The following is a 19,845-nucleotide window of genomic DNA, read 5'->3' as shown; positions in this document are numbered from 1 at the left end:
TCCTCTATGGTCGAACGCTTCGCAGCACCTTCTGATGCAAGGTAGATTGTATATCAACCCATTTACTCCCGAACCCGTTCCAGATGAGTGTTTAGGCTTTTCTATCAATCCTGACCAGATTCAAGGCCGTTGGTGTTATCAATCACAAGCACACTTGATTAAAGAGCCACTCTATCTGTTGGATAAAGCTCAGTGGCTAACAGGAAGAAACGAAACTTCTCAACGCTATTCAGAACCGCAAGAAGGTTTTGTGCATTGCCAATCTGAATCAGGCGTATTCTGGTTCATATTGCCAGAGAAATGGCCAGTGCAAGAACAAGCCATCTAATTATTACTATCTCAAATGTAAAAAGAGAGACGACCCAGTCGCCTCTCTTCATTTTTAATTTACGCAATAAAAACTATAAACCAGCGGCTTTAAACACCTGATTTACGATTTCTTGAGCTTCTTTCTCGATCTGAGCCAAATGCTCAGCGCCTTTGAAGCTCTCACAGTAGATTTTGTAAATGTCTTCAGTGCCAGAAGGACGAGCCGCGAACCAACCGAAATCTGTCGTCACTTTCAAACCACCAATTGCCGCACCATTACCCGGCGCATGAGTAAGGCGAGCGGTAATTGGGTCACTCGCCAAAGTTTGCGCCGCCACCATTTCAGCAGAGAGCTTACTCAATACATCTTTTTGCGGACCATTTGCCACAGCCTGAATACGGTTATAGCTAGATTCACCGTGTTTAGCTGCCAACTCATCGTAATACTGTTGAGGATTTTTACCCGTCACAGCGGTAATTTCAGCCGCTAATAAGCACAAGATGATGCCGTCTTTATCTGTTGACCAAGGCGTGCCATCTTTACGTAGGAAAGAAGCACCTGCACTCTCTTCGCCACCAAAACCAAATTTACCGCTGTATAAGCCATCAACAAACCATTTGAAGCCAACAGGCACTTCGCACAGTTCACGACCAAGATCCGCAACAACCTTATCGATAATCGCGCTGGATACCAGTGTTTTACCTACAGCAACCTCTTTGCCCCAACCGTCACGATGGCGGTATAGGTAATCGATACATACTGCTAAGAAATGGTTTGGATTCATTAAACCTTTAGGCGTAACAATACCGTGACGGTCGTAATCTGGGTCATTACCAAATGCCAGATCATACTCATCTTTAAGCGCAAGCAAACCAGCCATCGCATAAGGTGATGAACAGTCCATACGAACCACACCGTCTTTATCTAAAGACATAAACTGGAACGTTGGGTCAATTGCTTCGCTAACCAGCGTTAAATCTAAGTTGTATGCTTTACCAATTTGGCGCCAGTAATCAATACCGCTTCCGCCTAATGGATCAACACCAATTTTTAGATTCGCTTTCTGAATCGCTTCCATATCGATAACGTTAACCAAGTCATCAATATAAGGCTTCACCAAATCCACTTGTTTGAACAGCGGAGATTGTTTTGCTTCACTAACCGCAACACGTTTTACATCTCGCATATTGTTAGCAATGATTTCGTTAGCGCGATCTTCAATCGCTTTGGTTAACTGACCTTCCGCAGGGCCACCATGGGTCGGATTATATTTAATACCACCATCCTGAGGTGGGTTATGAGACGGAGTGATCACTATACCGTCTGCTTTCGCTTCATGCTTTAAGTTGTAAGTCAGGATCGCATGAGAAATACCCGGTGTTGGTGTATAGCCGTTGTTCTGTTGCACAATCACTTCGATACCATTGGCAATCAGCACTTCAACAACAGAGCTGAATGCTGGTTCAGAAAGAGCATGGGTATCTTTGCCAACAAATAAAGGGCCTGTTGTACCTTGTGCTGCACGAACTTCAACCACTGCCTGTGCAATGGCTAAAATATGATTTTCATTGAAAGTGGATTTATCCGCTGTACCGCGGTGACCAGAAGTACCGAATTCCACCTTATGAGCAGGGTTACTTGGATTCGGTTGAAGTAGGAAGTAGTTTGCAACTAGCGCTGGGATGTTATGTAAATCTTGTTGTTGCGCTTTCTGTCCTGCACGAGGGTGCATAGCCATTGTGACATCCTTTGTAAAATTCAGACAAAAATAAAACCTCATAATACGGACTTTGAATTGTGCATTATGAGGTTTAAATCAGACTTTTTTGTTTTTCAAGTTCGAGATTTAGATCGCGCTTTCTTTTTAGGTAACGATTAGATAGCGTTGGTTACTTTCTCGATAATGTCCGCTGGGAAATTCATCAGAGTCATAACTTGCTCAACCATCTGCTGCTTACGGCTGGTGTTATTATTGGTAATAACCCAAAACGGCGTATTCGGGATCGCTTTGGGTTTGGTAGTTTGACCATTTGCTAACAAAGTCTGCTCATTATCAGCAAAGTAAACACGTTTACGCCCTTTCACCGACATCGCATCGGAGAAACTTGCCGAGTCAATGCGGTAAAGCGTAGACAGCACGAGCATAAAGCGATCAATGGCTTTCTTTAATTCTGCAAATTCATCAGAAATAAGCAGAGTTCGCATCTCTTTTACGCTATCCACTTTCGTGTTTTGTACGGCATCTTTGCTGACAACAAGACCTTGTTGAACCGAAATGCCTTGTTGAACAGAAATACCTTGCTGAACAGGAATACCTTTCGCTTCAGCAATCACAACAGGAGCTTCTGGCTTTGCAGAAGATGTACTCTTGCTGTTTACAGCCAACAGACGACGCAAAATATCAGACGCGCTCTCACCGATATGGAGGGTTTGACCCGCGATGTAGCGGTATAGATCCTCATCAACCTCTATTGTTTTCATTCGCTTTTCACAATCTCAATGTTTAAACTCTTAGGGATTATAGCGAGATCTTTGCCGAGACTCTACGTTAAACCAATCACTAATAAGATAAAATGTCAGCACTTCTAAATTATAAACTCGAAGGTGAGGGTCACACCGTTGTTTTGATCCACGGCTTGTTTGGTAACTTAGACAACTTGGGGCTGCTCGCACGCGATCTGAAAATCGATCACCAGGTACTAAGTATTGATTTGAGAAACCATGGTCAGTCATTTCATAGCGATGAACATGACTACACACTGATGGCTAATGATGTAAAACAGCTTCTCGAAGCTTTAAATATCGAAAAAGCCATTGTTGTTGGTCATTCAATGGGTGGCAAAGTTGCCATGAAGCTAGCAGATATTGCCCCAGAAAAAGTGTCAAAACTCGTGGTGTTGGATATGTCACCGGTGCAGTACACTCAGCGCAAACATGATGCCGTTATCGCAGGCTTAGATTCCGTACTTGAAAACAAACCAGCATCTCGCAGTGAAGTGATGGATCTTTTAGCTCAACATATAGATGAAGAAGGTGTTCGCCAGTTCTTAGGTAAGTCTCTAACCAAAATAGATAAGCAGATGACTTGGCGCTTCAACGTGCCAAGCATCAAACAGAATTATTGGAATATCATCGGTTGGGAAACGATTCAACCTTCTGATATTCCAACACTCTTTATTAAAGGTGGCAATTCGGATTATTTAACTTCAGCACATCAACCGCAAATTCAAGCGCAGTTTAAGCAAGCCAAAGCACACGTAATTGCCAATACCGGTCACTGGCTGCATGCAGAAAAGCCGGCTGAAGTATTACGAGCAATTCGTAAATTTATTGACTAAAGAGCAATTGATAAACAATAAGCAGAGTAAGTGTGAATTCGGTAATGTTGCATCCATTAACTTTGCTTAATAACAATGGTATAGTGCGCGCAAGCAAATTGGCATAAAGGATACCCATGCTGTACGACTACATGAATGTGCTCGAATCAATCGGGCTCGACTTGCTTTTTGCATCTATATTTTTCCTAATCGGGATGGCGATTAAAGATGTGTTAAAACAAGGCAATGTTCCCGTTTTTGGTCGTCGTATTGTTTGGTTGGTTCTATTTTTAGGTTGTGCAGGGTTTATCGCAAAAGGGCTTATCCAACTGAGTTGGGAAGGCACAGGTCTGGGTTAACTTAACCAGCGTTTCGATTTCCCGCAACCCATAACAATTCAAAGGTAAAAGCTCTATGGCAAGTGTAGGTATCTTCTTTGGTAGCGATACAGGTAACACCGAAGCAATTGCAAAGATGATTCAAAAACAACTCGGTAAAAATCTGGTTCATGTTCAAGATATTGCTAAAAGCAGCAAAGAGGACATCGATAACTTCGATCTTTTACTGCTGGGTATCCCTACTTGGTATTACGGTGAAGCTCAGTGTGACTGGGATGATTTTTTCCCAGAACTAGAAGCTATTGACTTCTCAACTAAGTTAGTGGCTATTTTTGGTTGTGGCGACCAGGAAGATTACGCAGAATACTTCTGTGACGCGATGGGTACGGTGCGCGACATTATTGAAGCAAAAGGCGCAACGATTGTCGGCAACTGGTCAACAGAAGGCTACGATTTTGAAGCATCGAAAGCGCTTGTTGATGAAAATCACTTCGTTGGTCTATGTATCGATGAAGACCGCCAACCTGAATTAACAGAAGAGCGTGTCACTAAATGGGTACAGCAAGTATACGAAGAGATGTGTCTTGCTGAGCTAGAATAATAATCTGATTGATTGTAAAACAAACCCTAGCAGTGCTAGGGTTTGTTTTATGCGTGATTCACAATATTAGGTTTATATATACTCAAACTACTTGAAGTTGCAGGTAGGCGGCAAGTAAGCGAATCCCCATGAACATAGATAAGCTATGTGATTGGGGTGAGCGAGCGCAGTCCCCATGCCAAAAATAAAGCGCTGCAGCTTCAAGTAGGAAGAGTATAGTTTCGAGAGTATTTTATTCATGCTATTCGTACCTTAGACTCTAAATTGCTTAGCGCTTGCGCTCGCAAAAGGAATCGCATACGGCGTCAATAAAGACAGAATTAATGTTAAATAATTGTAACTGATCTAATCCTTTTTATCAGCGACATAGCACAACTTTAAAAGAAAACTCTAGTAACCCTCTGAACTTCGTGGTTTATTGTTTAGTGCGAGTAACCTATAATGTTGAGCAACATTGAATTCTGTTATTTACTGCAGATCATCAACAGGAAGAGATATGTCAGACAATAACCAAGCGCTAAAAGATGCTGGTCTTAAAGTAACCCTACCACGGCTAAAGATTTTAGAAGTTTTGCAACAGCCTGAGTGCCAACATATTAGTGCTGAAGAGCTCTACAAAAAGCTGATTGATCTTGGCGAAGAGATCGGTCTTGCAACGGTTTATCGAGTTCTAAACCAATTTGATGATGCAGGTATAGTCACTCGCCATCATTTCGAAGGTGGGAAATCAGTATTTGAATTATCAACTCAGCACCATCACGACCACCTTGTATGTCTAGATTGTGGTGAAGTAATTGAATTTTCTGATGAAATTATTGAACATCGTCAAAAAGAAATTGCACAACAATACAACGTTCAATTGACTAACCACAGCCTTTACCTGTACGGGAAATGCGGTGACGGAACTTGTAAACAAAATCCAGATGCACACAAACTGAAAAAATAATTCTGTTTGCCAGTACAAAAATCTGAATGAAAAAGCCGAGTGAAGCAAAATCACTCGGCTTTTTTATTTTTCGTCAGATAAAAAATCTCAGATCACTTTCGCATTGCAACTCTTTTCAGCAACATCATTTCAACCTTGACTTAACTCACATACCTAAATTGGTAGCATTCTTATTTCACTCTCTTTAAATGTGATCCGACAATTATTTATCCCAACAATTAATGGTCATTTTGTGATCTATTGTCACTTTCAACACTTGAACAACCATCAACTAATAATATTAGTTATATTATTAATCAAAACAAAAATACAACACCCTACAAGAACGAATTCAAAGGACGAACCCATGGCAACATCGATTGAGATTAAAAATCTAACCAAAGCATATGATGGTTCAATGGTTTTAAATGACATTAGTTTCCATATTAAAGAACGTGAATTTATTGTATTTCTTGGTCCGTCGGGCTGTGGTAAATCGACCCTTTTACGAATGATTGCAGGGCTGGAAAGCCTTAGTGAAGGCGAAATTTGGATGAATGGAAAACGTCTGGACACCTTAGCGCCGGGTCATCGTAATATCTCGATGGTTTTTCAAAACTATGCACTCTACCCGCACATGAGCGTAGAAGAAAACATGACTTTCGGGCTGAAAAATATCGGTACTGAAAAATCCGTGATTGAGCAGCGTATCTCTGAAGCTGCACGAATTTTGGAAATTGAACACCTGTTAAATCGTAAGCCTGCGGAACTTTCTGGCGGTCAACGTCAGCGGGTGGCAATTGGTCGTGCTATCGTCCGTGAACCTAGCGCATTCTTGTTTGATGAACCGCTATCTAACCTTGATGCTGCACTTCGCAGTCGCACTCGTATCGAACTGGCACAACTGCACCAGCGTGTAAACGCCACCATGATTTATGTTACTCATGATCAAGTTGAAGCAATGACCCTTGCTGACCGCATCGTTATTCTGAATAACAAAGGTATCGAGCAAATTGGCACACCAATTGAAATTTATCAGCGCCCAGCCAGTAAGTTTGTTGCGGGCTTTGTTGGCTCCCCAGCCATGAACTTCTTTGACGTCGATAAAGTTGAAGAGGTCAATGGAAAAGCCGTTATCCATATTGACAAATTCGCGCCAATTCACTCAACCATCAACACTCACAGCTTACCTTTAAATCAAAGATTTGAAATGGGCGTACGCGCGGAAGACGTTGTCATTACTGAAGGTGATGAAACCACTCATACAACAGGTACAGTGACTTTTATCGAACGTTTAGGCGACCGTACTTTAGTGTACGTTTCATTAGAAAATGGCAGAATGCTGATTGCCGAAGCAAGTAGCAAACGTCACCTAAAAACCAATCAGCAAGTAGGTTTAAACATCGACTTCGATTCTGTTCATCTGTTTGATGAGAGCGAAAAAGCCTACCACGGGGGTGAGCTATGAGTTTAATGAGCCCCGCAACGAAAAACCGTTGGGGAAACTTTCTCTTCATCACGCCCTACTTGCTGGTGTTCATCTTTATGATTGCATTGCCACTATTTTGGGGAATTTATTTAAGTTTTCAGAAAGTTGACCTGTTTGGCCCAGGAAAATTTGTCGGTTGGAATAACTACATCCGTCTTTTCGACAACAAGATATTCATCCAAACCGTTTGGAACACCTGTTACTTCGTTTTACTTACCGTACCAGCCCTCGTTGTCATTGGTTTAGGTTTGGCAATGGCGCTGAACCAACAAACCAGAACCGCGAATATTCTGCGTGGGGTATTTTTTGCGTCGACGATTCTATCCGTGACAGTGGTAACACTCATTTGGCGCATCATTTTTATTCCAAATGATGGCTTTATGGCCATGGTATTCAAGTGGTTCAATTTAGAAGCGATTCCATTTTTATCAAGCCCTGACTGGGCACTGAAATCTATCGCTATCGCGACCATCTGGTGGTGTTTGGGCTTGCCGATGATTCTGTTCACCGCTGCATTACAACAAATTCCCAAAGATTTGTACGAAGCGGCACAACTGGATAACGCGAGCAAATGGACAACATTTCGCAAAATCACCCTGCCTTCGATTACGCGCACCATCATTTTAGTCACTATTATCGAAATCGTTATGCAGTTCCAGTTATTTGGTCAAGCGCTGTTAATGACCAACGGCGGGCCAAATAACACATCACGTTCCATTGTTATGTTTATTTATGATGCCGGATTCCGTCGCTGGGATATAGGTATGGCGGCTGCGGCCTCGCAAATCCTGTTCCTGATCATTCTCGTGGCTGCTGTCGCGCAATTTATGATTAGCCGTAAGAAAGGATAACTATGATGAGTGCAACGAAAATGAACCTATCTTCAGAGATTGCCGACTCATCTTCGGCGAAAAAACAGATGACCTATCAACCAAACTCTCAGAAGACCAACCGAGCCATTCTGTGGCTCACATTGGTACTGTCATTAATCATGGTGGCCCCATTTTTATGGATGGTTGGTTTGAGTTTAAAGGACAACCAAGAGTTGATGCTGGGTACAGATGCGGTGTTCCGCTTCCCTTATACCATGCAAAACTACCTCGATATTTTCCGTAATTCATCGGTTTTCCATTGGCTGATGAACAGCTTAATCGTATCGGGATGTATGACTTTAGGTGTGCTGACGCTTTCTTCTCTTGCTGGGTATGCCTTCGCGCGCCTAGAATTCCCAATGAAAAAAACACTGTTTGTGATTGTGCTTATGGGCTTGGCAGTGCCAGAGCAGGCGGTGATTATTGCTCGACATCAGTTATTCAGTGAATTCCATCTTCACAACACCTATTTAGGTTTGATTCTTCCCGGCTTATCGGCGCCATTTGGCGTGTTTTTGATGACCCAGTTCTTCAAAGCCATACCGAAAGAAATTGATGAAGCAGCAATGATGGATAATGCCTCAAAGTTCAAAATTTTCTGGAAAGTGTTGTTACCACTGACCATCCCTGCGCAAGCAACCTTAGCAATTTTGACGTTCTTAACCTCATGGAATGATTACTTCTGGCCGTTGATTTCGGCGACAGATAAGTCGATGTACACCATCACCATTGGTATCGCATCGTCACAAACCAACTTCGCACAAAGTGAAGGTCTAGGCTTTTTGAGTTCGCAGGCCATATTCTCGGCGATACCCATCATCCTAGTTTACATTTTCTTCCAAAAACACATCGTTACCGCTGTAGCCGGTGGTGCTGTGAAACAGTAACTCCGGTCTGAAAGAAGAAGATTAAAAGGTCAATAAAGCAATACAAGATTCGAATAAGCTTTACCGTTACATAAACCGCCTACTCAAGTAAGCCGTATGAATAGGTAAACATTAAACAATAAAATAATAAGGCTTTTAGATATGAAACCCTACATCTCTACATTGTCATTAGCCATCGGCTGCCTTTTGTCTGCCGGCAGTGCTATCGCGAAAACAGAGTTGAACGTCCAGCGCTTTTTCGGTGCTTGCGAAGCAGAATACGCAAAATCTGTGGATGTCAGTGCTGCAAATGGCGAATGTGGAATCATGACCACTCTGCTCAATAAATTCGATGCAGAAAACCCAGACATCGATGTACGAGTCACTACCGTTGAATGGCCTGGGTATGACCAGCTAACCGCGCAAATGGCTTCTCGTACGCCACCAGATGTGGTGACTATGCATAACTCGGTGATTTCTGATTATCAGTCGCGTAACTTGATCGTTCCTATTGATGACTTCTTGAAAATGCAGAGCATCGACAAATCTACATTTACACCAACCGCGACTGATGGTGTAACACGTGAAGGCGAGTTTTACGGTCTGCCAATCGACACATGGACCATGCTCTATCACGTAAATATGAAGCTAATGAAAGAAGCAAAACTGGTTGATGCTGACGGAAAACCTATCATTCCTAATTCTGCAGAAGAGCTATTAGCTCAAGCAAGACAGTTTAAACAAGCAACGGGTAAACCTTATTTCATTCAGATCCTCTCAAATGAAACTGCCGCTTATACACGCCTTTTCTATACCTACCTGTTCCAGCAAAACAGCGACTTCTTTGCTAACCCAGAGAAAGTATCACTGCAAACGCCGGAAGCAAAAAACATCGTAAATCTATTTAAAACCATTTACGAAGAAGACTTAACAACCAAAAACATGGACTACCCTGCAACCGTATCTTCATTTAGCAACGGTCAAGGCGGTATCTTACTAAACGGTAACTGGTTATTAAGTTCTTATGACGAACAGGCTGCGCAAGCGGATAGCCCACTATACAACGCTTATGAAGCTGTGCCTTATCCATTCTTGTACCAAGGTGCGAAGGCTCATTATGTCGATGGACACTCATGGGTAGTGCCGAACAAACGTCGTGACGACGAGAAAGATGCTGCAATCGCAAAACTGTTTAAATTCTTCGCGGAAAATGATGGTCAATGGGCTCGTACCGGTCATCTACCAAGCGTAGTGAGCGTGCTAAAAGATGAGAAATTCTTATCTCTGCCACATCGTTCAAACATTTTATCAGTGACACAAACGGGTCGTGGTCTTCCTGCTGGCGTACAGCGTCAATGGGCACTGCAAGACATCATAGGTGAAGAGCTGGCAGCAGCTATCATGGGTTCAAAAGACGTAGATGAAGCACTTGCTGATGCCGAAAGCCGCATCAACGATGTATTAAGTAATCTATAACAGACAACGTCATGGCCCCGTGAAACGTTGGAGTTGAGCTCATTGTGCACCAACAAATGGACTCAGCTCCAATGAACTAAAAATGACTAAAAAGAAGTAGAGCTATGCGAAAGAAGAAAAAAGTCACCATGTTAGATATCGCCACCGCTGTTGGCGTATCACAACCGACTGTATCCGTAATTCTCAACGGTTCAGACAACGTGAAAGTATCTAACGAGACGAGAGAAAAAGTGCTCAGTAAAGCGAAAGAGTTGAACTATAAGTTCAAATCCAATGTGTTACACACTCAATCTCATCGCCGCATAGCACTACTCACCAACAGTATGAACATGCACGACCCGTTTATTAACGCAATCACCGCGGCCAAAGTTCGAGCCTGGGAACTCGATGCTATTCTGACCGTGTTCGACTATGAAGATAATGACGAGCTTAAAAACAGCATGCTAACCGTCATCGACAATAGTGGATACGACGCTTTGATTGTTGCCTCAAACACGCCAGCGCAAATTGAAGGTACGATCAACTCTCAGTTGCCAATGCTGTTCTTGAACTGCACTAACCCTCAATACCTGCAAGATATACCGAGTGTTTTAACCTCTGATTTTTTAGGCGGTTATCGCGCTGCCGAGTACCTGATCAATAAAGGATATAGAGATATCGCCATGATCACGGGTGAAAGTTGGTCGGATTCGTCAATCCAACGCTTGCGAGGTTTTCGTCAAGCACTCACCAATGCCGATATCTTAGTTAATGAAGAGTGGATTAAAGCGGGTAACTGGTCGGTAAAACAGAGTTACCGCGAAACTGAACAATTGCTTTCTCAAACTAGTCGTCCTCGCGCTATTTTTTGCGCCAGTGACCTGATGGCGATTGGTGTCTATCAGGCACTTGCTCATCATAATCTCAGAATACCTGAAGATGTTGCAGTTGTCGGATACGATAACCAGCTTCTGGCTAGCGAACTGACTCCTTCACTCACTTCTGTCGATTTACCTTACGATGAAATGGGACGAATAGCGGTGGAAACTTTGCTTTCATCAACAAACCCAGAGGTTTCGATGGTGAAAATTGAAGGCGATTTAATTCCACGAGAATCGGCATAACTGTTTATCGGTATAACAATTCATAAAATTCTAAATTTGTATTGCCATGATATTCATGGCTAGGAGCCGCTATGATTATTAACAACCCATTGGTTGAGCAAAGAGCCGATCCGTTCGTCTATCTACATACCGACGGATACTATTACTTTACTGCGTCAGTGCCTGAATATAACCGCCTGGAACTGCGCAGAGCTAAACATATCCACCAATTGGCAACCACGTCTGAAATCGTTGATGTATGGCATAAACCAGATACAGGTGCATATTCTGATCTGATATGGGCTCCTGAAATTCACTACATTGACGGTACGTGGGCAATCTACTTTGCCGCCGCACCAAACCGTGAAATCGTCAATAATGCGTTTCAGCATCGCATGTATGCCATCACCACTGAGAGTGAAAACCCTTTGACAGGAGAATGGAGCGAACCAACTCAAGTAGATAGCGGTCTTTCGACTTTCTGCCTAGATGCCACTTGCTACAAACACAATGGGCAGTGGTATTACATTTGGGCTCAGAAAGATGCGGTCATTGCTGGCAACTCTTGTCTTTATATCGCAACAATGGATTCACCGACGACCCTTTCGAGCACACCCGTCCTTCTGACTAAACCGGAGTTTGATTGGGAAGTGCGTGGTTTCTTAGTCAACGAAGGGCCAGCGATTTTACATCGCCATGGCAAAATCCATCTGACTTATTCCGCCAGTGCGACCGATGAGCGTTACTGCATGGGGGTGCTTTCTATCGACGAGAATGCTGACTTGCTGGACGCAGCAAACTGGATGAAATCACCGACACCTATTTTCGCAACCGTGGAAGAGAAAGAGATTTTCGGGCCTGGTCATAACAGCTTTACCACCAGTAAAGACGGCAGCAAAGATTATATGATTTACCATGCTCGTAATTACAAAGGTATTGAAGGCGACCCGCTGTGGGATCCAAACCGCCATGCATGCGTGCAGCCCATCGAGTGGTCTGAAGATGGCTTGCCTATTTGGGGTACACCGCAGAAAGAAATTGAATGGGTTGAATAACCTTACCAGCCAATAAATAAAAGGGAGTCGTTGTAAAACTACTCCCTTTTTACATCGATTAGCTGATAAATTTGTGTTCAATACCGACTTATACCGTTCTAAGTAAAAATATGATCAAATTAGGCATTAGTGGAGCAGCGAATGGGCGTCGAACACAAACACTCATAAACCCTTCCATGGCTCGGAGGGTTTGCTTATCGAAACCCATTCACTGATCAGAAAGTTTTCCAGATGGTATTATCGAAAAGCCAATTTAGAAATAATCGCGAATCAATACTTCTGCAATTTGCACTGCGTTAGTTGCTGCGCCTTTACGTACGTTATCAGCCACAACCCATAGGTTGATACCGCTATGGTGACTGATGTCGTTACGGATACGGCCAACCAACACCTCATCAATACCGCCGGCATCGCGTACTTGAGTCGGGAAATCATTGCCTTCAAATACACGAACACCTTCGGTTTGTTTGAGCAGTTCAATCACTTGGCTTGCATCAATCGGTGAACTGGTTTCAATGTGAACCGCTTCGGCATGACCGTAGAATACAGGTACTCGAACACAGGTCGGATTGACCATAATAGAAGGGTCGTTGAAGATTTTTTGCGTTTCCCACACCATCTTCATCTCTTCTTTGGTGTAACCGTTCTCCATGAATACATCGATTTGTGGAATACAGTTAAACGCGATTTGCTGACTGAAAGCATTGTTTTCCGCTGGCAGACCGTTCAGCAGTTTCGCTGTTTGACCAGCAAGCTCGTCAATACCAGACTTACCCGCGCCAGAAACAGACTGATACGTTGATACGTTGATACGCTCAATGCCTACTGCATCGTAAATCGGCTTTAACGCCACCAACATTTGAATGGTTGAACAGTTCGGGTTGGCAATGATATTGCGGTTACGAAACTCAGCAATGGCTTCTGGGTTCACTTCTGGCACAACCAGCGGTACATCGTAGTCGTAACGAAATTGTGATGTGTTATCGATAACCACAACACCCGCGTCAGCCGCGATAGGCGCCCATTTTGCTGATAAGTCACCACCTGCGGAGAACAACGCGATGTGCGCTTGAGACCAATCGAAGTTCTCTACGTTTTGCACTTCAATCGACTTACCGTTAAAACGATAAGTTTTGCCTTCGCTGCGCTCACTGGCCAACAAAAACAGTTCATCAACCGGAAACTTACGTTCCTTGAGAACTTCTAACATGGTTTCACCGACTGCGCCTGTTGCGCCGAAGATTGCTACATTAAATTGCTGGCTCATTGGTTACCTCAATTCTAAAACCTAATTTTTCTAGCGGTGCTAAGTTGGACTGTTCATCACCCACCAAGGTGATTGCACTGTATTCACGCCTGTCCCAATAATTCTTACGCATTAAGTCAAACGCACCCGGTTGACCGATTTCACGACGAAACTGCGCATCGTCTTTTCTTACATCGTAGACGAGTTGAATCAAATTAAATAATGTTGCTTCGTCCCAAGCGCGTTCCAGTATCACTTTTGGCACGGGTGCAATTGGAAGCAAAGCTGAAGGGTTTGCCCACGCACTTGATTCGATGAACTCACAGTAACTATTGAAAATCATCGTTGTTCCGCGCGCTTTACCTTCCAGGCCATAACCTGCCACATGTGGCGTGACGAATGCTAATAGCGGCAGCAGATCCATATCCACTACTGGCTCAAATTCAAAGACATCTAAAGCTGCGATGAAACCATCTTGTTTTTGCAGGCGCGCTTTCAATGCCGCGTTATCCACAATAGGGCCACGGGCAGCATTGATCAGGATCTGGTCGCTAGTCAGGTTTTCTAACACGTGTTGATTAATCAAATGATGCGTTGGCCATTCGCCGTCAGTGGTGATTGGCGTATGCAGAGTAATCACATCCGCTTTGGTTAGAAGCTCATCCAATGGCGTAAATTCGCGGCTATCCCCTTCTGCTTGCTTAGGTGGATCGTTAAGTAAAACCTTAATCCCCATTGCTATTAAACACTCAGAAAGGTAAGTACCCACTTGTCCAGCACCTATAATGCCAACGGTCTTTTCAAAAATAGAAAAACCATGTTGTTGCGACAATACCATCAGCACACTAACTACGTATTCAGCAACGCCAACTTTGTTACAGCCCGGTGCCGCAGTAAAGAAAATACCACGCTGTTCAAGTAACGCTTGATCTACATGGTCCATACCTGCGGTCGCAGTACCAACAAAACGCAACTTGTTTGCTTTGCTTAATAATGCTTCGTCAACTTTAGTCACGGAGCGGATCATTAACGCATCGACATCAACTAAATCATCAGCCGTCAGTGTACGCCCCGGTTTAAGAATTACTTCGCCCAATTGGCTGAACAACTCTTCAGCGTATGGCATGTTTTCATCGATTAAGATTTTCATTGCAGAATTTCGCCCGGAAGTTAACCCAAAGTTGAATCATTGGGGAGCGGTTGACTTTTGTTAGCAGGCATTGTGCTAAAAAGAGCGTAACCTGTCGAGGATAATAGACTTTAGGTTGCAAAATAAAAATACCCAGTGACCATGATAGCCACTGGGCAATATCCAGAACAAAAGGATCTTGTCCCGCTCTCCATGGGACAAAGTCAGCGTCTGTTTGATTAGGCTAGCTAATCGGTTCTGGAAACCAACATACCAATCTAAGTAACGAATTAAACTGCAACTCCAATGGGTATGACCTTACGGTATCCTTGGTCTCTTAAGCTTGGTACTTCTTGATGACTAGAGTGGCGTTAGTACCACCAAATCCAAAGCTGTTTGACATAACGGTTGTCAGCTCTTGCTCACGCATTTCGGTAACGATATCCAAACCATCAGCCGCTTGGTCTAGGTTTTCAATGTTAATGCTTGGAGCAATAAAGCCGTGGTGCAGCATAAGCGTTGAGTAAATCGCTTCATGCACACCTGCTGCACCTAGAGCATGACCAGTCATTGCTTTGGTTGCAGAAATCGCAGGGCTGTTGCCACCGAAAACTTCCTGAATAGCACCCAACTCTTTCACGTCACCCACTGGCGTTGACGTACCGTGAGTATTCACGTAATCCACTTTGTCGATGCCTTGCATTGCCATCTTCATACAACGCACCGCACCTTCACCTGATGGAGCAACCATGTCGTAGCCGTCAGAAGTCGCGCCATAACCTACGATCTCACCGTAGATTTTCGCGCCACGAGCCAGTGCGTGCTCAAGTTCTTCTACAACAACCATACCGCCACCGCCAGAGATAACAAAACCGTCACGGTCTGCATCATAGGTACGTGATGCTTTGTCAGGAGTGTCGTTGTATTTGGTTGATAATGCACCCATGGCATCGAACATCATAGTCAGTGACCAATCTAGCTCTTCACCGCCACCAGCAAACACGATGTCTTGTTTGCCCAGTTGAATAAGTTCCATTGCGTTACCGATACAGTGTGCAGAAGTTGCACATGCAGAGCTAATCGAGTAGTTCACACCACGAATTTTAAATGGAGTTGCCAAACAAGCAGAAACTGTTGAAGACATTGTACGCGGTACCATATATGGACCAATGCGCTTAACACCTTTCTCACGTAGGGTATCTACGGCTATGACTTGGTTCAGTGATGATGCACCACCTGAACCCGCAACGATACCAGTACGATCGTTAGAAACTTGCTCGTCCGTCAGACCAGCATCAGCAATTGCTTGCTCTAACGACAGGTAAGCAAATGCAGCCGCATCACCCATAAAACGCATTTGTTTGCGGTCGATATGGTCGGCAGGGTTCATTTTTAAGTTACCCCAAACCTGAGAGCGAAGACCTTGCTCTTTGAATTGTTCAGAGCCTGTGATGCCTGATTTGCCAGCTTTAAGAGACGATAAAACTTCTTCGACGTTGTTACCGATACTTTAAACAATACCCATACCGGTGATTACGACTCGTTTCATGTGACATTCCTATTATTCAAGATTTCGCTAAATGATAACGAAGATGGACTGCAAAAGTGGTCAGCTTTCCCATAAATCCGTACAATCTCGGCAATATTTCGTTCAATTTGAAAGAATAATCCTACAATGACATCCATTACTAACGCTCAGCTTGGCTGGAATGATGCCGGAACCCCTGTTTCTGACCAATTCGATGATGTTTATTTTTCCAACGTCAATGGACTGGAAGAAACCCGCTATGTGTTTCTCACACAAAATAATCTTCCGCAAAGATGGCAAGATTATGATCAAAAACGTTTTGTCATTGCCGAAACAGGATTCGGTACTGGATTAAACTTTCTCGCAGTTTGGCAGCTATTTGAACAGTTTAGACAGCAAAACCCTAATGCGACACTGCAATCGTTACATTTCATAAGTTTTGAGAAATTTCCGCTCAGTAAAACCGATCTCATCAAAGCCCATGAATCGTGGCCAGAACTCGCTCAATACGCAAAACAATTACACGAGTTCTACCCGATAGCCGTCCCCGAGTGTCACCGTATTGTGTTAGCAGATGGTTTGGTCACACTGGATTTGTGGTTTGGCGATATAAAACACTGCATGCCTAAAGTTCCTACCCTTGAGCATGGTGTGGTTGATGCTTGGTTCTTAGATGGTTTCGCACCAAGCAAAAACCCAGAAATGTGGAACCCAGAACTGTTCAATGGTATGGCAAAGCTGGCTAAACAAGATTGTACTTGCGCAACCTTCACGGCAGCGGGCTTCGTACGCCGTGGTCTTATCGATGCGGGTTTTGATATGAAGAAAGTCAAAGGCTTTGGCACCAAGCGAGAAATGATTGCCGGTAAGCTGAAAGAGAAAGCGGCATACAGCAACGTAAAACCTTGGTTTCATGTCGAAGCGACCGATAACTTACACGATGTTGCGATTATTGGCGGCGGTATTGCCAGTGCAACTCTTGCCAAAAGCTTAACGGCTAGAGGTATTAACGTCTCTCTCTACTGTAAAGATGAAGCCCCCGCGAATGGTGCATCCGGCAATCGACAAGGCGCGGTGTATCCGTTGCTTAATGGTGAGCACCAAGGCGTGTCGCGCGTGTTTGCTCCGGCATTTCTATTTGCCCGCCAATTTATCGAACAAGCAGCGAAAACCATTTCTTTTGACCATGATTGGTGTGGTGTTAGCCAATTAATGTGGGATGAAAAATCGACCAAGAAACTGGACAGCATGTTGAAAGCGGACTTTTCGCCGGAATTAGTATCCAAACATAATATTGAACAAACCAACCAAATGGTGGGATTGCCAGCAGATGTGGAAAGTCTCTCCTACCCTATGGGCGGCTGGCTGTCCCCTGCTCAGTTAACTCAAGGCTTAATTGCTGAGCTAGGGCAACAAGGTAAGCTAAAGGTTTACTACCAGCATCATGTGGATTCGCTCGACTGGCAAGTAGAAGACAAACAGTGGCAACTGACCTGTGGAGAGAAAAAGCTTCACCACCAAGCGGTTGTGATTGCCACTGGGCATCTGTTCGATAGCCTGACGCAAACACAATTTGTCCCTCTCGGTAAAGTAAAAGGTCAGGTGAGTCATATCCCCACCAACAACGAATTACAACAATTAAAGACTGTGCTCTGCTACGACGGTTATATGACACCATGTAACCCGAACAATCTACATCACTGTATTGGCGCAAGTTACGATCGCTCGCATTTAGATCAAGAGTTTGACCCACAAGCACAAGTTGAAAACGCGCAGCGTTTGAAAAACTGCTTACCTGAGCAAATCTGGCCAGACAGTGTTGATGTTAGCGAAAACCTATCTCGTCAGGGCATTCGCTGCGTCAGCCGAGATCATCTGCCGTTTGTCGGTAACGTAGGGAATTTTGAAGCAATAACAGAGCAATATTCAGAACTCAGTGATATGAGTGAGAACAACGCTGCTAACATTGCGCAATACCCCCAGTTGTACGCATTAATTGGATTGGGCTCTCGCGGTTTAAGCTCCGCGCCACTCATGGCTGAACTGCTCGCTTCACAAATGGCTGGCGATCCATTACCTCTACCTAATGATGTGCTTGAAACTCTTCATCCAAGCAGAATGTGGGTCAGGAAGTTGCGTAAAAGAAAGCGTTGACGGAAAAATAGTTGGATGAAACAAAGCCTCGCGAATACGAGGCTTGAGTTTGCTGACAAAGTATTTTCCGTCATTTTAGCGAAAGCTGGAATCTGGCTACAGCGATGCTTTTATTAGATTCCAGACATTTCGTTCCGAAATTCTGCAATGACGTCATTGATGTTGTCATCAGTCTTAAAGATTAAGCAACCAGTTTTGCTACCGCTTCTTTAAGTTGAGCTGCGACGGTTTCGTTTGTTACAACGCTAGCTGCTAAGTCAAAGTTGTCGTAGAAGCTTGGTACTGAAACGGTTGCTTTCACGTTGCCACCAAAATATGCCGCAGAGCCAGAAGCTGCTGCCAACACAGATGTTGCACCACCAGGACCCGGTGAAGTTGCTAGATAAACAGCAGGTTTGTTTTTAAACACTTCGCGGTCGATACGAGTCGCCCAGTCGAACAAGTTTTTATATGCTGCTGGATAGTGACCATTATGCTCTGCAAAAGAGATAACAAAAGCGTCCGCTTGTGCTAAATCACGTAGGAAGCCTAATGCGCCTTCTGCTTGACCAATCTCTTTTTCAAGATCTTCACTGTACATTGGTACGTGGTAATTGTTGATATCTAACACTTGCACTTCAGCACCATCAATCAAGTTTGCTGTATAAGTTGCCAATGCTTTGTTAATAGACGTTGAGCTAGTGCTTGCTCCGAATGCGATGACTTTCATGATGATAATCCTGTGTGCTGTTTCGATGTAGCTAGATTAATATTTGAACACACCATCGACAAGCAGAATAATTGCATGTGGTCATTCAAAAATTTTGAATAAGAAGAAACTGACCCACCAGCCTAGCAAGGGGTTTTCTTTATACAAAATCGAGTAGGGTGAGGCGTTACCGCCTCATCCCTCTCACAGACCCGTTCGTACTTACCTCGTATACGGCTCATGCATACTTCCATTCAGCATAATTGCTAAACACATACCCTGTACCGACTTGCTCAAGCATTACCAACCCCAGTTCGTTGAACCATTGGTTTGGCATCGCATAACTGGCTAGAGGACTTGGCGCATTTCTCCAACTACTCATTCGGATAAATCTAAACGGCGGCTTATATCCAAGCTGTTTTAGCCTTCTGTGCAACCGCTCCGGTTTCTTCCATAATTTCAGTTGGTTACTGCGAAGTCTTCGTCTCAGCCATCCTGCTATCTTTGAGTATTCCCAGCCACTATTGTCGATCCTGAAGTATTGACTGAACCCTCTTAATACAGGATTTAAGTTCTTGATAACTTCACTTATGGGTTTTCCACCATTGCGTTTCGTCATCTGCTTCAACTTCTTTTTGAACTCTACTAATTTCTTGGGCTGTATACGGGTATATTCACTCCCGATCTCTACACCAAGGAATTTCACTCCATCATCGCTATGAGCTATGTGAGATTTTGTTTCGTTCACCGTCAGTTTCAGCTCTTTCTC

General features: G+C 43.8%; 18 protein-coding genes and 1 pseudogene. 12 read left to right on the top strand and 7 right to left on the bottom strand.

The annotated features are described in order from the left end of the window. A pseudogene (locus tag ACK5MF_RS14330) lies at positions 1 to 328 on the top strand (DUF1853 domain-containing protein); the annotation flags it as partial. 73 nt (positions 329 to 401) lie between these two features. Here the strand turns inward: ACK5MF_RS14330 and pgm are convergent. Together pgm and seqA are read right to left on the bottom strand one after the other, a co-directional pair. Continuing rightward, positions 402 to 2,048 carry a phosphoglucomutase (alpha-D-glucose-1,6-bisphosphate-dependent) gene (pgm, locus tag ACK5MF_RS14325; RefSeq protein WP_416923277.1) on the bottom strand — a complete coding sequence of 549 codons (1,647 nt, stop codon included), beginning with the start codon at positions 2,046 to 2,048 and terminating at the stop codon, positions 402 to 404. Between the two features lie 137 nt (positions 2,049 to 2,185). Further along, positions 2,186 to 2,791, bottom strand: a complete 606-nt coding sequence (seqA, locus tag ACK5MF_RS14320; RefSeq protein ID WP_416923276.1) for a replication initiation negative regulator SeqA — start codon at positions 2,789 to 2,791, stop codon at positions 2,186 to 2,188. Between the two features lie 92 nt (positions 2,792 to 2,883). Between seqA and ACK5MF_RS14315 the strand changes: the two genes are divergently transcribed. From ACK5MF_RS14315 to ACK5MF_RS14270, 10 genes are all read left to right on the top strand, one after another. Further along, positions 2,884 to 3,648, top strand: coding sequence for an alpha/beta fold hydrolase (locus ACK5MF_RS14315; RefSeq protein ID WP_416923275.1), 765 nt, complete (start codon positions 2,884 to 2,886; stop codon positions 3,646 to 3,648). A gap of 116 nt (positions 3,649 to 3,764) precedes the next feature. After that, the gene (locus ACK5MF_RS14310) at positions 3,765 to 3,986 is read left to right on the top strand and encodes a DUF2788 domain-containing protein (RefSeq protein WP_117233393.1); all 222 of its coding nucleotides are present in this window, start codon (positions 3,765 to 3,767) and stop codon (positions 3,984 to 3,986) included. Between the two features lie 55 nt (positions 3,987 to 4,041). Further along, positions 4,042 to 4,566: a flavodoxin FldA gene (gene fldA, locus ACK5MF_RS14305; RefSeq protein ID WP_416923274.1), complete on the top strand. Its 525-nt coding sequence runs from the start codon at positions 4,042 to 4,044 to the stop codon at positions 4,564 to 4,566. 496 nt (positions 4,567 to 5,062) lie between these two features. Beyond that, positions 5,063 to 5,512 carry a ferric iron uptake transcriptional regulator FcrX gene (fcrX, locus tag ACK5MF_RS14300; protein ID WP_416923273.1) on the top strand — a complete coding sequence of 150 codons (450 nt, stop codon included), beginning with the start codon at positions 5,063 to 5,065 and terminating at the stop codon, positions 5,510 to 5,512. A 346-nt stretch (positions 5,513 to 5,858) separates the two neighbouring features. Beyond that, positions 5,859 to 6,959 carry an ABC transporter ATP-binding protein gene (locus ACK5MF_RS14295; protein WP_416923272.1) on the top strand — a complete coding sequence of 367 codons (1,101 nt, stop codon included), beginning with the start codon at positions 5,859 to 5,861 and terminating at the stop codon, positions 6,957 to 6,959. Further along, entirely contained in the window at positions 6,956 to 7,831 is an 876-nt protein-coding gene (locus ACK5MF_RS14290) for a carbohydrate ABC transporter permease (protein ID WP_416923271.1), read from the top strand. The genes ACK5MF_RS14295 and ACK5MF_RS14290 overlap by 4 nt, the downstream gene beginning before the upstream one ends. A 2-nt stretch (positions 7,832 to 7,833) precedes the next feature. After that, the gene (locus ACK5MF_RS14285; RefSeq protein WP_416923270.1) at positions 7,834 to 8,739 is read left to right on the top strand and encodes a carbohydrate ABC transporter permease; all 906 of its coding nucleotides are present in this window, start codon (positions 7,834 to 7,836) and stop codon (positions 8,737 to 8,739) included. 141 nt (positions 8,740 to 8,880) lie between these two features. Continuing rightward, positions 8,881 to 10,194: an ABC transporter substrate-binding protein gene (locus ACK5MF_RS14280; protein ID WP_416923269.1), complete on the top strand. Its 1,314-nt coding sequence runs from the start codon at positions 8,881 to 8,883 to the stop codon at positions 10,192 to 10,194. Between the two features lie 104 nt (positions 10,195 to 10,298). Further along, positions 10,299 to 11,297 carry a LacI family DNA-binding transcriptional regulator gene (locus tag ACK5MF_RS14275; RefSeq protein ID WP_416923268.1) on the top strand — a complete coding sequence of 333 codons (999 nt, stop codon included), beginning with the start codon at positions 10,299 to 10,301 and terminating at the stop codon, positions 11,295 to 11,297. 71 nt (positions 11,298 to 11,368) lie between these two features. Further along, positions 11,369 to 12,331 (top strand): family 43 glycosylhydrolase, encoded by a 963-nt coding sequence (locus ACK5MF_RS14270; protein ID WP_416923267.1) that lies wholly within the window; start codon positions 11,369 to 11,371, stop codon positions 12,329 to 12,331. A 253-nt stretch (positions 12,332 to 12,584) separates the two neighbouring features. Here ACK5MF_RS14270 and ACK5MF_RS14265 read toward each other — a convergent pair whose 3' ends face one another. The 3 genes from ACK5MF_RS14265 to fabB all read right to left on the bottom strand — a co-directional run bounded on the left by ACK5MF_RS14265 (position 12,585) and on the right by fabB (position 16,213). After that, on the bottom strand, positions 12,585 to 13,598 hold the full coding sequence (locus ACK5MF_RS14265; RefSeq protein WP_416923266.1) for an aspartate-semialdehyde dehydrogenase: 1,014 nt from the start codon (positions 13,596 to 13,598) through the stop codon (positions 12,585 to 12,587). Continuing rightward, a complete protein-coding gene (locus ACK5MF_RS14260) occupies positions 13,582 to 14,727 on the bottom strand; it encodes a 4-phosphoerythronate dehydrogenase (protein WP_416923265.1) in 1,146 nt (381 codons plus the stop codon). The genes ACK5MF_RS14265 and ACK5MF_RS14260 overlap by 17 nt, the downstream gene beginning before the upstream one ends. Positions 14,728 to 15,043: 316 nt before the next feature. Then, positions 15,044 to 16,213 (bottom strand): beta-ketoacyl-ACP synthase I, encoded by a 1,170-nt coding sequence (fabB, locus tag ACK5MF_RS14255; RefSeq protein WP_416923278.1) that lies wholly within the window; start codon positions 16,211 to 16,213, stop codon positions 15,044 to 15,046. 168 nt (positions 16,214 to 16,381) lie between these two features. Between fabB and mnmC the strand changes: the two genes are divergently transcribed. Next, entirely contained in the window at positions 16,382 to 18,388 is a 2,007-nt protein-coding gene (gene mnmC, locus ACK5MF_RS14250) for a bifunctional tRNA (5-methylaminomethyl-2-thiouridine)(34)-methyltransferase MnmD/FAD-dependent 5-carboxymethylaminomethyl-2-thiouridine(34) oxidoreductase MnmC (RefSeq protein ID WP_416923264.1), read from the top strand. Positions 18,389 to 18,569: 181 nt separating this feature from the next. Here mnmC and ACK5MF_RS14245 read toward each other — a convergent pair whose 3' ends face one another. Continuing rightward, positions 18,570 to 19,097, bottom strand: a complete 528-nt coding sequence (locus ACK5MF_RS14245; protein WP_416923263.1) for an NADPH-dependent FMN reductase — start codon at positions 19,095 to 19,097, stop codon at positions 18,570 to 18,572. A 217-nt stretch (positions 19,098 to 19,314) separates the two neighbouring features. After that, positions 19,315 to 19,845, bottom strand: a 531-nt coding sequence (locus ACK5MF_RS14240) for a group II intron maturase-specific domain-containing protein (RefSeq protein WP_416923262.1), incomplete at its 5' end; no start/stop codon positions are given.

The sequence above is a fragment of the Vibrio sp. genome, assembly GCF_047973365.1.
Lineage (GTDB): Bacteria > Pseudomonadota > Gammaproteobacteria > Enterobacterales > Vibrionaceae > Vibrio.
Note: the sequence above shows the minus strand (reverse complement) of the source record. Positions and strands in the feature narration are given on the sequence as shown.